This window comes from Pseudomonas sp. LBUM920 (assembly GCF_003852315.1).
Lineage (GTDB): Bacteria > Pseudomonadota > Gammaproteobacteria > Pseudomonadales > Pseudomonadaceae > Aquipseudomonas.
Genome location: NZ_CP027762.1, coordinates 3,318,071 through 3,331,218, shown reverse-complemented (window position 1 = coordinate 3,331,218; position 13,148 = coordinate 3,318,071). Strand labels below are relative to the sequence as shown.

7 protein-coding genes are annotated in these 13,148 nt (G+C 60.0%); 5 read left to right on the top strand and 2 right to left on the bottom strand.

All coding sequences use genetic code 11. The features are described from left to right. Positions 1-87 precede the first annotated feature (87 nt). From C4J83_RS15420 to C4J83_RS15400, 5 genes are all read left to right on the top strand, one after another. Positions 88-3,585: a response regulator gene (locus C4J83_RS15420; protein WP_119740336.1), complete on the top strand. Its 3,498-nt coding sequence runs from the start codon at positions 88-90 to the stop codon at positions 3,583-3,585. After that, positions 3,586-4,416 (top strand): CheR family methyltransferase, encoded by an 831-nt coding sequence (locus tag C4J83_RS15415; protein ID WP_177410116.1) that lies wholly within the window; start codon positions 3,586-3,588, stop codon positions 4,414-4,416. Continuing rightward, positions 4,413-5,012: a chemotaxis protein CheB gene (locus tag C4J83_RS15410; protein WP_124417508.1), complete on the top strand. Its 600-nt coding sequence runs from the start codon at positions 4,413-4,415 to the stop codon at positions 5,010-5,012. The genes C4J83_RS15415 and C4J83_RS15410 overlap by 4 nt, the downstream gene beginning before the upstream one ends. After that, positions 5,006-6,199 (top strand): hybrid sensor histidine kinase/response regulator, encoded by a 1,194-nt coding sequence (locus C4J83_RS15405; protein ID WP_106579185.1) that lies wholly within the window; start codon positions 5,006-5,008, stop codon positions 6,197-6,199. The genes C4J83_RS15410 and C4J83_RS15405 overlap by 7 nt, the downstream gene beginning before the upstream one ends. A 78-nt stretch (positions 6,200-6,277) precedes the next feature. Further along, positions 6,278-6,655 (top strand): response regulator, encoded by a 378-nt coding sequence (locus C4J83_RS15400; protein WP_003217591.1) that lies wholly within the window; start codon positions 6,278-6,280, stop codon positions 6,653-6,655. Positions 6,656-6,707: 52 nt separating this feature from the next. On the opposite strand, the gene C4J83_RS15395 is transcribed toward C4J83_RS15400, so the two are convergent. After that, positions 6,708-11,366, bottom strand: coding sequence for an Mcf1 protease effector domain-containing protein (locus C4J83_RS15395; RefSeq protein ID WP_124417507.1), 4,659 nt, complete (start codon positions 11,364-11,366; stop codon positions 6,708-6,710). Positions 11,367-11,504: 138 nt separating this feature from the next. After that, positions 11,505-13,127 carry an ATP-binding protein gene (locus tag C4J83_RS15390; protein WP_372239329.1) on the bottom strand — a complete coding sequence of 541 codons (1,623 nt, stop codon included), beginning with the start codon at positions 13,125-13,127 and terminating at the stop codon, positions 11,505-11,507. Between the last annotated feature and the right edge of the window lie 21 nt (positions 13,128-13,148).

Sequence of the window (13,148 nt, the reverse complement as noted above, 5' to 3'; positions counted from 1 at the left end):
TCACCTCAAATCAATGCAGAAACATAGCCTTGGCCGTCGATATTCGGGCAAACTCCCAGTTTTTCCATACCTGGCCAAGGCATGCCCATGACTCCCGCGTCGTCTGTCGATGAAAAGAGCTTTCGTAAACTCCTGAGCCGTAACGTGGCCCTCCCTTTGGGTGTGGGCGTGCTCAGCGCGGCGTTTTTCGTCGTGCTGATCACTTACCTGTTGTCGGTGATCCAGTGGGTAGAGCACACCGACCGGGTCATCAATAACCTCAATGAGTCTTCGAAGCTGACGGTGGACCTGGAAACCGGGCTGCGCGGCTTCCTGATCACCGGCGACGAGCATTTCCTGGACCCGTATGAAGTGGCAAAGCCGCGCATCATTGGCGATTTGCACAATTTGCAGGAGCTGGTAGCGGATAACCCGCAACAGGTGGACCGCCTCAAGCGTCTTGAGGCCATGCAGGCCGAATGGAACAAATACGCCCAATCGATGATTGACCTGCAGCGCCAGAGCGGTGACTACCGCGCAGCGGTCAAGGCCGGCCGGGGCAAGAGCCTGACCGACGCGATTCGCCAGGAATACGCGGACGCGGTAGACATGGAGCAGCAGTTCCGTGTGACCCGTAACCAGGACGTTACCCGTACGACGGTGGTCAGCGTCACGTTGTACCTGGTCTTTGTGCTCGGTCTGAGCGGTTTTCTTGCCTATGTGGGTCGCAAGAATTTAATCGCTCTATCAGACAGTTACAGCGCAAACCTCGCGTCGCAACAGAAAATTGCGCGTCGCCTGGAACAGCAAGCCTGGCTGCGCAACGGCCAGACCGAATTGGCCGAACAAGTGCTGGGGCAACTCAGCCTGAACATGCTGGGCCGTAACATCCTGCAGTTCTTTGCCCAGTACATGGGCTCGGCGGTCGCCGCGCTGTATGTGCGTGAAGAACACGGCGGTCTCAGGCGTGTGGCCACGTATGGTTTCTCCCGCGAACAGGAGCAACGCGAGCAGGCGATCTACAGTGACGAAGGCATTGTCGGCCAGGCGGCCCAGCTCGATCGCCTGATTCGCCTGGACGATGTGCCGGTGGACTACTTCAAGGTCAGCTCCGGTTTGGGCGAAGGCGCTACGCGCAGCGTACTGGTGATGCCGACCAGCGACGACGACCGTGTCAACGGCGTGATCGAACTGGGTTTCCTGCGCCCACTGGACGAGCGTGACGTCGAACTGGTGGAGCTGATTGCCGGCAATATCGGCACCTCCATCGAAGCTGCGCGCTATCGCCAGCGCCTGCAGGAAGTGCTGGCCGAAACCCAGCAGCTCAACGAAGAGCTGCAAGTGCAGCAAGAAGAGCTCAAGACCGCCAACGAAGAACTCGAAGAACAGTCGCGCATCCTCAAGGAATCCCAGGCTCATCTGGAAACCCAGCAGGCCGAACTTGAGCAGACCAACGAACAGTTGGCCGAGCAGACCCAGACCCTGGCCGAGCAGCGCGACGCCATGGACCGCAAGAACGTCGAGCTCAACCAGGCCCAGCTTCAACTCGAAGACCGCGCCGACGAACTGCAGCGCTCCAGCAAGTACAAGTCCGAGTTCCTGGCCAACATGTCCCACGAGCTGCGCACGCCGCTGAACAGCTCATTGATCCTGGCCAAGCTGCTGGCGGAAAACCCTCAGGACAACCTCAGCGCCGAGCAGGTCAAGTTTGCCGAGTCGATCTATTCGGCAGGCAATGACTTGCTCAACCTGATCAACGACATCCTGGATATTTCCAAGGTGGAAGCCGGCAAGCTCGAAGTGCGCCCGGAAAACTCCAGCGTTGTGCGCCTGGTGGACGGCCTGCGTGGCATGTTCGAGCCGCTGGCCGCCGACCGCAAGCTGGGTTTCCAGGTGGAGGTTCAGGCCGATGCGCCGACGCTGATGTTCACCGACCGCCAGCGTTTGGAGCAGATCCTCAAGAACCTGCTGTCCAACGCGGTAAAGTTCACCGAGCAGGGCGAAGTCAGCCTGTCCGTGTCCAGGGCGCCGGGCGAGGGCATTGCCTTTACGGTGCGCGACTCCGGCATCGGCATTGCCCCGGACCAGCAGGAAAGCATTTTCGAAGCGTTCCGCCAGGCCGATGGCACCACCAACCGTCGTTACGGCGGCACCGGGCTGGGCTTGTCGATCTCTCGCGACCTGGCGACATTGCTCGGCGGCTATATCAGCGTGAGCAGTGAGCCGGGCAAAGGCAGTGTGTTCACGCTGGTATTGCCAGAGCAGTACGTCGAACGCGAGGAGGGCGCCGCACCTGTCGAGCAGCCGCGCCAAGCCGTAACGGCCCCTGCGCCCAAGCCCGTGGCGGTCTCACCCCTGCCGGTGGCCGACGTTCAACAGATCCCGCGGTTTGCCGATGACCGTGACAAAGCGCCGTTCACCACCCGATGCATTCTGGTGGTGGAAGACGAACCGAATTTCGCGCGCATCCTGTTCGACCTGGCCCATGAGCTGGGCTACAACTGCCTGGTGGCGCACGGTGCGGACGAAGGCTACAGCCTGGCCGAAGAGTTCATTCCCGACGCGATCCTGCTCGACATGCGCCTGCCCGACCATTCCGGGCTGACCGTGCTGCAACGTCTGAAAGAACACGCCAGCACCCGCCACATCCCGGTGCACGTGATATCCGTCGAAGACCGCGTCGAAGCCGCCATGCACATGGGCGCGATCGGTTATGCCGTCAAGCCCACCACCCGCGAAGAGCTCAAGGATGTGTTTGCGCGTCTGGAAGCCAAACTGACACAAAAGGTCAAGCGCGTGCTGCTGGTGGAAGACGATGACTTGCAGCGTGACAGCATTGCCCGCCTGATCGGCGATGATGACATTGAGATCACCGACGTCGGCTATGCTCAGGCCGCTCTGGACCTGCTGCGCACCAATGTCTACGACTGCATGATCATCGACCTCAAGCTGCCGGACATGCTCGGCAACGAGCTGCTCAAGCGCATGGCTACCGAGGATATCTGCTCGTTCCCGCCGGTGATTGTCTACACCGGGCGCAACCTGACCCGCGATGAAGAAGCCGAACTGCGCAAGTATTCGCGCTCGATCATCATCAAGGGCGCGCGCTCACCCGAGCGCCTATTGGATGAAGTGACACTCTTTCTGCACAAAGTCGAATCCCAGCTCTCCCATGATCGCCAGAAGATGCTCAAGACCGCCCGCAGCCGCGACAAGGTCTTCGAGGGCCGCAAGATCCTGTTGGTGGACGACGATGTGCGTAATATCTTCGCCCTGACCAGCGCCCTGGAGCACAAAGGTGCGGTGGTGGTGATCGGGCGTAATGGCCGTGAAGCCATCGACAAACTCAATGAAGTTGACGACATCGATCTGGTGCTGATGGACGTGATGATGCCGGAGATGGACGGTTACGAGGCAACCGCCTTGATTCGCCAGGATCCGCGCTGGAAAAAGCTGCCGATCATTGCGGTGACGGCCAAGGCCATGAAGGACGATCAGGAACGCTGCCTCGCGGCGGGCTCCAACGATTACCTGGCCAAGCCGATTGACCTGGACCGCCTGTTCTCGCTGATTCGCGTCTGGCTACCGAAGATGGAACGTATTTAAGTGGAGCAACGTTTTTTGGATAAAAGCAGCGATATTGAGCTGCGCCTGTTGATTGAGGCGATTTACCTCAAGTACAGCTACGACTTTCGCGACTATTCCGGTGCGTCGGTCAAACGACGCGTGGCCCATGCCTTGCGCCAGTTCGATTGCGCCACGATCTCGGCGTTGCAGGAGCGCGTGCTGCACGACCCGTCCGCGTTCATGCAGTTGCTGCAGTTCCTGACGATCCCGGTGAGCGAGATGTTTCGCGATCCGTCGCACTTCCTGGCGATCCGTCGGGAAGTGGTGCCGCTGCTCAAAACCTACCCGTCGATCAAGGTCTGGATTGCCGGCTGCAGCACGGGCGAGGAGGTGTACTCCATGGCGATCCTGCTACGCGAGGAAGGGTTGCTGGAGCGTACGATCATTTACGCCACGGACATCAACCCGGCGTCGCTGGACAAAGCCAAGCAAGGCATTTTTTCTTTGGAGAACGTACGCGCCTACACCGCCAATTATCAGCAGGCCGGCGGACAGCGTTCATTTGCCGACTACTACACCGCGGCCTACGATTACGCGATCTTCGACAAGTCCCTGCGCGAGAATGTGACCTTCGCCGACCACAGCCTGGCGACCGATAGTGTATTCTCAGAAACTCAGTTAATTTCGTGCCGTAACGTACTGATTTATTTCAATAAAAAATTGCAAGACCGAGCGTTTGGATTGTTCCACGAGTCGCTGTGTCATCGCGGCTTCCTGGTGCTGGGCAGCAAGGAAACCCTGGATTTTTCCGCCTACAGCAAACAATTCGAACCCTTGGTCAAGCAGGAACGGATCTACCGCAAATCATGAGCGACGTTGCAGCCAACCCGATTGTCGGGATTGAAGCCATCGTCGTCGGCGCTTCTGCTGGCGGCGTCGAGGCGTTGCTGACTATTTTTGGTGCATTGCCCCAGGGCTTTGGCTTGCCGATCATCGCGGTGCTGCACCTGCCGGACGAACGCCGCAGCCAATTGGCCGAGGTCTTTGCCCGGCGCCTGCGAATCCCGGTGCGTGAAGCGCGTGACAAGGAAGTGATCGAGGCGGGCACCCTGTATTTCGCCGGGCCCGGTTATCACCTCTCGGTGGAGCATGACCGCAGCCTGTCCCTGAGCCAGGAAGACCGCGTACACCATTCGCGGCCCTCCATTGACTATCTGTTTGCGTCAGCCGCCGATGCCTACGGCAAAAGTCTGCTGGCCATTTTGTTGACCGGCGCCAACCAGGACGGTGCCCGCGGGCTGGCGCACGTCAAGCGCTCAGGCGGGACCACCGTTGTACAAGACCCCAAGGATGCACGCATCGCCGTGATGCCGCTGGCGGCCCTGGCCCTGCAAACACCTGACTATATTCTGACTCTGAGCCAAATTGGCTCGTTGCTGGCTTTGCTGGAATCTTCCCCATGTTAAGTACTGTCCAGGCCAAACTGCTGATCGTCGACGATCTGCCGGAAAACCTGCTGGCCCTTGAAGCGCTGATCAAGCGCGAGGATCGCCAGGTCTACAAGGCATTGAGCGCCGACGAGGCCTTGTCACTGTTGCTGGAGCACGAGTTCGCCATGGCGATTCTCGACGTGCAGATGCCCGGCATGAATGGTTTCGAGCTGGCCGAACTGATGCGCGGCACCGAAAAGACCAAAAACATCCCGATTGTGTTCGTCAGCGCTGCCGGCCGTGAACTCAACTATGCCTTCAAGGGCTATGAAAGCGGCGCCGTCGACTTCCTGCACAAGCCGCTGGACATCCATGCGGTCAAGAGCAAGGTCAACGTGTTCGTCGACCTGTACCGCCAGAGCAAGGCGATGAAGCTGCAGGTCGAAGCGCTGGAGCGCAGCCGCCGCGAGCAGGAACTCTTGCTGACCCGCCTGCAGGCCACCCAGGCCGAGCTGGAGCAGGCAGTGCGCATGCGTGACGATTTCATGTCGATCGTCGCCCATGAGGTGCGTACGCCGCTCAACGGGCTCATCCTGGAGACTCAACTGCGCAAAATGCACCTGGCCCGGGACAACGCCGCCGCGTTCACCCTGGACAAGATGCACGCCATGGTCGATCGCGATGAGCGGCAGATCAAAAGCCTGATTCGGCTGATCGAGGACATGCTCGATGTGTCACGCATCCGCACCGGCAAGCTGTCGATTCGCCCGGCGCGGTTTGACCTGACCCAGTTGGTGCACAACCTGGTGGAAAACTTCGCGCCACAAGTGGCCGCCGCCGAGTCGTCGATGCACCTGGAGGTTCAGGGGCCGGTAGAAGGCAACTGGGATGAGTTCCGCATCGAGCAGGTGATTTCCAACCTGCTGACCAATGCGCTGCGCTACGGGGCCAAAAGCCCGGTGGAAGTACGGGTGTATACCGAGCATAGTGAGGCAAGGGTTGAAGTGCGCGATCACGGGATCGGCATCAGCGCAGACAACCAGAAGCGAATTTTTCAGCAGTTCGAGCGCGTTTCCGCCAGCCATGTTGCGGCTGGCCTGGGCCTGGGGCTGTTTATTTCCGAGCAGATCGTGGCGGCCCACGGCGGCACCATCGAGGTAGAAAGCCAGATAGGCGAGGGCGCCTTGTTTCGGGTATGCCTGCCCCTTGAGACGCCGGCGTGAAATCTATCGTCAGCTCGACGCAACCTCTGCGTGACCCGATGGTCGTAACTGCAGCAATTGACCGGACAAAGGCTTCCCATGAGTGAAGATGCACAAGATGTTGTTCTGATCGTCGAGGACGACGAATCGATTATGTTCGTGCTGGGTGAATACCTGGCCGGGCTGGGGTATCGAGTATTGAAGGCGATTGATGGGGAGCAAGCCTTCGAAATTCTCGCGACCAAGCCGCACCTGGACCTGATGGTCACGGACTACCGCCTGCCGGGCGGAATTTCCGGGGTACAGATCGCTGAACCGGCGATCAAGTTGCGACCGGAATTGAAAGTGATCTTTATCAGCGGTTATCCGCAGGAAATCCTCGACTGCAACAGCCCGATCACGCGTAACGCGCCGATCCTGGCCAAGCCGTTTGATCTGGATACGCTGCAGGAGCATATCCAGCGATTGTTGGCTTGAGTGCGGTCTGTGCCAGGGACGCGTATCACCGTCCCTGGCAGCATTCACCGGCTTAGTCGCGCGCCCAGTCCAGAATTTCGTTGATCTTCGAGCGGTCGAACACGCCCGCCCCCTCATCATCACGCAGCTTGAAATTGCCATCGGGATAGACTTCTACCCCGACGGAGCTGGCGTAGGTCACGGACACGTTTTTCTTTTGCAGGATCGATAACAACGGTTTGTTACCGTTGCTATCGACTTGGCCTATTACCCTGCCCACCATCAGCGATGAGCGTGTTGCGGTGCCACCGACAAAAATGACCTTGCCGCCATTCTCCAATGCGCTGTCCAGCTGCTGGAGCAGGGCAAAGGCATTGTGCTCAGCCCCCACAGGCGCCTCCAGATTGCTGCCGTTCAAGTGCACCAAGGTGCGTTTGTGGTACACCCCGTCGTGCAGATCGGTCAGCACCACCAGTGCCGAGCAGTCACCGAGTCCATGGGTGCTGAGGATGCTTGTGGGGTCATCGAGGGTTTTCGCCTCGGCCACGAACACTTCAACGTTTTGCACGGCGGGCTTACTGGCGCTGTTGGCTATGAGCGGTGGCTGCACAGCCGCATCAGCGACCGAAGGCTTCGCACCCAGGGCGTCGTCGAACAGCGACTGAACATGTGCGTCGGCAATATCGTTGGTTTTCTTCCATGCGTCACTGTGAGTGCTGACGTTGAACTCTAGCCGGGTGGGGTCTCCGCCCGCGGTTTTGTAGGGCAACGGCAGGTGTTTGTCGGTAAACAGCTTGCCCAGGCTCTTCTTCATGGCGGCAGCGTTCGTAAACTCGGCGAGGCCGTAGTTGGGGTCGTAATAAAAAAACCGCTTGGCGACGCCTTCGCCCTGCGTGCCGATCATCATGGCGTGGTCGGCGGTGCCGATCATCATGGTCTTCGGGCCGCTGGCGTCAGCAATGTCATCCATCAGTTGGGCGTAGCCCATTTTGCGAACGGGCGCACCGGCATGAAACTGCGTGGGTGTATCCAGTTGCTTTTGAATGTGCGTCAGGTTCGCCACGAACTGCCTGGACTCGGCGGCGGTGGGGTTGGCCGCTGCGCTGAATAAATTGGCGGCGAAACGGGTGTGCTTGCCTTGCTCCATGGCCGTCGCCATGACGCGCGACATCGCTGCGCATTGGCCTTTGCTGAGCGGGGTGGTCTGGCTGAGATAGAACAGCTGGGGAACGGGCGTGAACGTGCCGCCGCCCCCGCTGATGTGCTGGTAAAACGCATTGACCCCGCTGAAGCTGTGCTGCACCGCCAAACGCTCGCGCTGGCGTACCAAGGCGCCGACCTCGGCCGGTGTGCGGCCAGGAGCGCGCGCCAGCGCCATCACTTCAGCGGATTTCATTCCGGCGCGATAGCCGCTGATCGTCAGCGGGTCGACCTGGGTATAGCCATGGTTGAACTGCACACTGTTTGCACCGTGTTGGTGGTGTTCAACCCAGGCGGTCCAGGCGCTTTCACCGGCGGTCTGCTGAGCCTCGTGTAATTCTCCGCTGGCTCTGATCGAGGGTTGGAAGTCCTCCAGAGCCTTGCCATATGGCTGGCCACTTAGCGTGTCGAAGGCAAACCACTTGCCACGTTGAAGCACTGCCGGCCCTTCAGCGATGGCGCCGCCCAGCCTGAAGGTGCCCACTGCGCTGGCATCAAAATGTCGACTCGCCTTGATCAGGCTGTAACTCTCGGCACTGCCGCGCAGTGTGTTGTAGGCATACAGCCCGCCTTTTTGCACCCCTCCCGCGGCACGGGAAATCAGGCTGCCCACGCCATCCAGCGGGTTGAGTGCGCTCAGCGCAGCACGCCCCACGATCTTCACGCCCTGGGCCAGCCTGGCCGCCGCGCTGGTACCTGCTTGCAGTGCCTTGGCGCCTTTGGCTGCGAAGCCTACGCCGACGACAAACCCGAAGGCGTCGAACGCCAAGTCAACGATGCCGTCGCCCACGGCGCCGGCTCGAAAGTTCTGGATTGCCGAGCGCAGGGGAATCAGGTTGAGCATGAATTCGCGGGCTCTTTTGTAGAATGGCTCCTCGGTATCAAACGTCGTCACACCCCGCGCCTCACTCTGCAGCGCCCGGATGTTCAGGTCTTCGACCAGGGCGTCGGCAATGTAGCGGGACCGTTCGCTGGCAAAGCTGTCGGGTGTGCCCGCTCGCCGTTTCTCTTCAGCAATGCGCGCTGAATACCGGCCGGAAGGTTTAACCTCCAGCAGCATTTTCGCGTAGCGCCACTTATCCGCTTCATCAGTCTGGCGCCCGATCGGGTGGTCTTTGAGCTCTTCGCGCTGGCGGATGTTGCTGTCTCTTAAATTGACTTGATAAACAGTGACGACGCCGTCGAGCTCTGTTTTCAGCAGCAGGCTGTCGGGTACCTTGGTTTCAACACGGTTCTGGTTGAAGGCGGTATGAGAGATGCTGTGCTCGGTCAGCAGGGTCACTTTCCCATACTCAATGGCTTTTCGATCTTCCAGGGGCAGTGTGGCGATCAGGTGTTTGATTTGCGTGCTCGTCGCCTGTTCTGCCGCGTGGAAGTACCGCTGAAGTTCAGTGTTGAACACAGCATTGATGTCGGAAAGTTTGTTTGCATGGCCCGCGAGCGTGCGTGTGTCGACGTCACCGGAGGATGACGTCCATGCCGTTGCCTTGAGTTGCCCGTGCAGGTAAAGGTCCAGCACCGAGTACGGCCCGGGGAAGTCGCGGCTCTGATCAAATGGGGTGATGCATTTTTTCTCGAAGGGCAGGTCACCATACACGCGCTTGAGTTCCTCCAGCGCCATCGCCCGGCGCTCGGGCATTGGTGTCGAGTAGGCTTTCGAGGCTTGGCCCAATGCTGAAATCCGCGCGCTGTAGGCGCCAAAGACGCGGTTCATCTGCTCGTCGGTGTAGTTATCCAGCGTGTTCAGCGGGAGCAAGCCCTGGGCAACTCCCCAATCTTTGAGCGCATCGCGCCGCGCCATGCCTTCTACCTGCCGGTCCTGGTCGGTGACAGGTGCCAGATCGGCTCGTTGCATGACCTGTGCGAAGGTCATACGCGCCGTTGAGCCGGGCGCCTGGCTCTCGAGGCGCGCTACCGCCGTGCTGAAGGTGACCCAGGTGTGTGAGTCACACGTCACCTTGGCGGGAATGTCGTTGACCAAAAAAGCGGGGGCTCGGCGTGACAGCAACAGGTGGGCCGCAACGGGTGCCAATTCGGCGCTGACACGGCCCGAGGAAACCAAATACGTCACCAGCCCCGCGACCACCGTTGAAGGATGCTGACCCCAATGTTGATGACGGGCCCTATCAAAACCGGCAACGCCGGTCCTGGCTGGCGCCGAGGTGTTTACGGCTTCATCCAGGGTCGCGCCAAGGGCTGCCAGCGTCCAATCGTTAGGGCTTTGCGGGGTCGAGACGCCATTGAATTTTTCCTGCAGCGCCAGCCCCAGCGCCTGGGCATCAGGCGTAGCGAGCAGGCGTTGAATAAACCGCCGCGGGTCGTGCAGTTCGGACGGCGCAAAACGCTGATTGCGCGTCAGGTAACCGAGTGCACCGGTGGCCTCGTGATAATTTTGCAGACCCTTGAGCCCCAGCGTGTTCTGACGCACGGAATCTCTCAGGTTGTAACGATCGTCAGCACTCAATGGGGTTGGCCAGGACAAGGCTCCGCCGAGATTGCCGTCGGGAAGCTGCGAAAGGGCTGGCGTTGTCAGTAACCGTCCCAGATTTAACAGCTCGTCGCGGCTGCGGGGCCTGTCCCAGCCATTGTCGCTGAGGTATTTGTCCAGACTGACACTAGGGTCCGCTTGCAACAGCCTGTGGGGCGAATCGGCATGCAACGTGATGCGGGTGTTGCCCATTTTGTCGCGAATAAGTTGCTCAATCCGGCTTTGTACAGACGAGGGCGAGAGGTACAAGCTGTCGAGGGGATCTTTGGTGGTACGGTCTAGCCACTGTTCGGACAAACCGTCGATCTGCTGAATGACAGCGATCAGTTTCAAGGCCACGTTGCTGTGATCATGAGCACTGCCCAGCTTGGCCCGTTCGTGTTGCAGCACCTCGGCAGCGCGGTCTGGCCTGGGGCGCGAAAGGCCGAAGGCTTTAGCAGCCTCTAGCTGCGCTGCACGGGCTTCAGCGGATGCCCGGGTTTGCCCCGTGATGGCTTCGCCATAAAAGTCCGCGACCGCCCGGTAGGGTGCCGATGTGCGGCTGGAGGGGCTCAGAATATAACCAGCGCTTGAAGTCAGGGCTGTTGCCGCTTGCATGATGGGCGCCATCATCGAAGTCCAGAGGTGGCCATGCTCAAAGCCTGAAAAGGGTTTGCGCTGACCGCCGACGAAGGCGCTGATGAGGTTGTCTCGGGGATTGATCTCAATGGGCTTTGACAGATCGATCTGCTGATGCGTTGCCCAACTGACAAAGTACGGGCTCTTCATCAAATCGTGCAGGTGTGACCACCATTGGCCGAAGGCAGAGGCGGGCGCAATGGTGTCGATGTCGCCCAGTCGTCCACTACTGGCCGCGGCGCGCAGCGTTTGCGCCAGATAACCGGCCAGCTGACTGTCGCCGTCGACTTGCGCACGCTCAGCCGCGTCCGGGCCCGCGGGGTTGCAGTCCCGATCCGCCAGGCGTGACCGGCGTATTGTGGGGGGCTCAGGTGCAGCATTCAGCGGCCATTGATGCAGTGGAATAAGGTTGCGGGCAGCGATCATGATGGGACTCGTGAGGTAAGTTTCAGGTTAACGACGGGCACCTTTCATGCGTCGCGATTTGAAACTTCGTGTCCGATCCCTCAACGCCGGTTCCAGCCTGTCAGCCACCAGATATTGCGGTAACGTGCAGCAACTACCTCACGCCTGAATCATTTCCCGCACCTTCGCCGTCAACAAATCAAAGGTGAATGGCTTGGTGATCAACTGCATTCCAGGATCGAGGAAGCCGCCGCGCACCGCCGCGTGTTCGGCATAACCGGTGATGAACAGGACCTTGAGCTGAGGGCGAATCTGCCGACCAATTTCCGCCATTTGCCGGCCGTTCATGCCCGGCAGGCCCACGTCGCTGATGAGCAAGTCGATACGCTGGTCGGATTCGATGATCGGCAGCGCCGTGTCCGCATCACCGGCCTCGACGAAGGCATAGCCCAACTCTTTGAGCACGGCGCTGACCAACACGCGTACTGCCGGGTCATCCTCGACGATCAATACCGTTTCACCCGCATTGGCATAGGGCGCCAAGGCGGGATTGAAGTGTTCCGGCGCCTGCAGTTCACCGACAAAACGCGGCAGGAACAGGCTCACCGTGGTGCCTTTGCCCACTTCGCTGTAAAGGGTGACGTGGCCATGGGACTGGCGGGCAAAGCCGTAGATCATCGATAAGCCGAGGCCGGTGCCCTGGCCAATCGGCTTGGTGGTAAAAAATGGATCGAACACGCGGCCCATCAGGTGCTCTGGAATGCCGCAGCCGGTGTCGCTAACGCTCAGCTCGACATAGTCGCCGGGCTTCAAGGTGCCGTAGGCCGCAGTGAACACGTTGTCCAGGTGGCGGTTGGTGGTTTCAACCACTAACTTGCCGCCGCCCGGCATGGCGTCCCGCGCGTTGATCACCAGGTTGAGCAGGGCGCTTTCGAGCTGATTGGGATCAGCTTCGGCAGTCCAGAGCTGACTGTCGAGGCGCATGTCGAGGACAATGCTTTCATTGATGCTGCGTTGCAGCAGCTCACCCATGGAGGTCACCAGTTGGTTGATCTCCACAGGCTTGGAATCCAGCGATTGGCGACGGGAAAACGCCAACAGGCGATGGGTCAGGCCGGCCGCGCGGTTGGCCGAGGTCACGCCCAGGTCGATAAGGCCGTCCAGGTCATCGAGCTTGCCGCGCGCAATGCGCCGTCGCAGCAGCTCCAGGCTGCCGATAATCCCGGTGAGCATGTTGTTGAAGTCATGCGCGATGCCGCCGGTCAACTGACCTACGGCTTCCATTTTCTGCGATTGGCGCAAGGCTTCTTCATTGCTGCGCAGTTGCGCCGTGCGCTCCTCGACTTGCTGCTCGAGGGTTTCCATGGTGCGTTGCAGGCGCAGCTCGCTTTCACTCAAGTCAATCAAGCGGTCGCGGGCGTCATATTGCCGGCGCCGGCCACGCAGGGCTGCGCTCACCAGGCTGATCAAGGTGATGGGATGGAAGGGGCGTTCGAGGAAGGTCACGTTGCCCAGCAGCCCGCTCAAGTGCGACGAACCATTCTGCTCGCTGCCGCCGTGATGGGTCATCAGCACAATCGGCAAGTCCGACCACGCCGGCTGCTGATGCAGATGCTCCAGCAACGGCTCCAGGTCAACCCCGCGCAACGCCTCCGCCGCAATTACCAATAAGCCGGCGCCGTCTTCGAGCAATTCGCACAGATGGGCCAGGTTGCTGGCAACAATACCGCTGTAGCCAGCTTCATTCAGCATCATCAGCGCCAATGAGCCGTCGCGACCCATCGGCGCCAGGATGATTGCGCG

Excerpts from the sequence above, each read along its gene's own strand:
- C4J83_RS15395 (WP_124417507.1), bottom strand. The coding sequence starts at position 11,366 with ATGATCGCTGCCCGCAACCTTATTCCACTGCATCAATGGCCGCTGAAT.
- C4J83_RS15410 (WP_124417508.1), top strand. The coding sequence starts at position 4,413 with ATGAGCGACGTTGCAGCCAACCCGATTGTCGGGATTGAAGCCATCGTC.
- C4J83_RS15405 (WP_106579185.1), top strand. The coding sequence starts at position 5,006 with ATGTTAAGTACTGTCCAGGCCAAACTGCTGATCGTCGACGATCTGCCG.
- C4J83_RS15390 (WP_372239329.1), bottom strand. The coding sequence starts at position 13,127 with ATGGGTCGCGACGGCTCATTGGCGCTGATGATGCTGAATGAAGCTGGC.
- C4J83_RS15400 (WP_003217591.1), top strand. The coding sequence starts at position 6,278 with ATGAGTGAAGATGCACAAGATGTTGTTCTGATCGTCGAGGACGACGAA.
- C4J83_RS15420 (WP_119740336.1), top strand. The coding sequence starts at position 88 with ATGACTCCCGCGTCGTCTGTCGATGAAAAGAGCTTTCGTAAACTCCTG.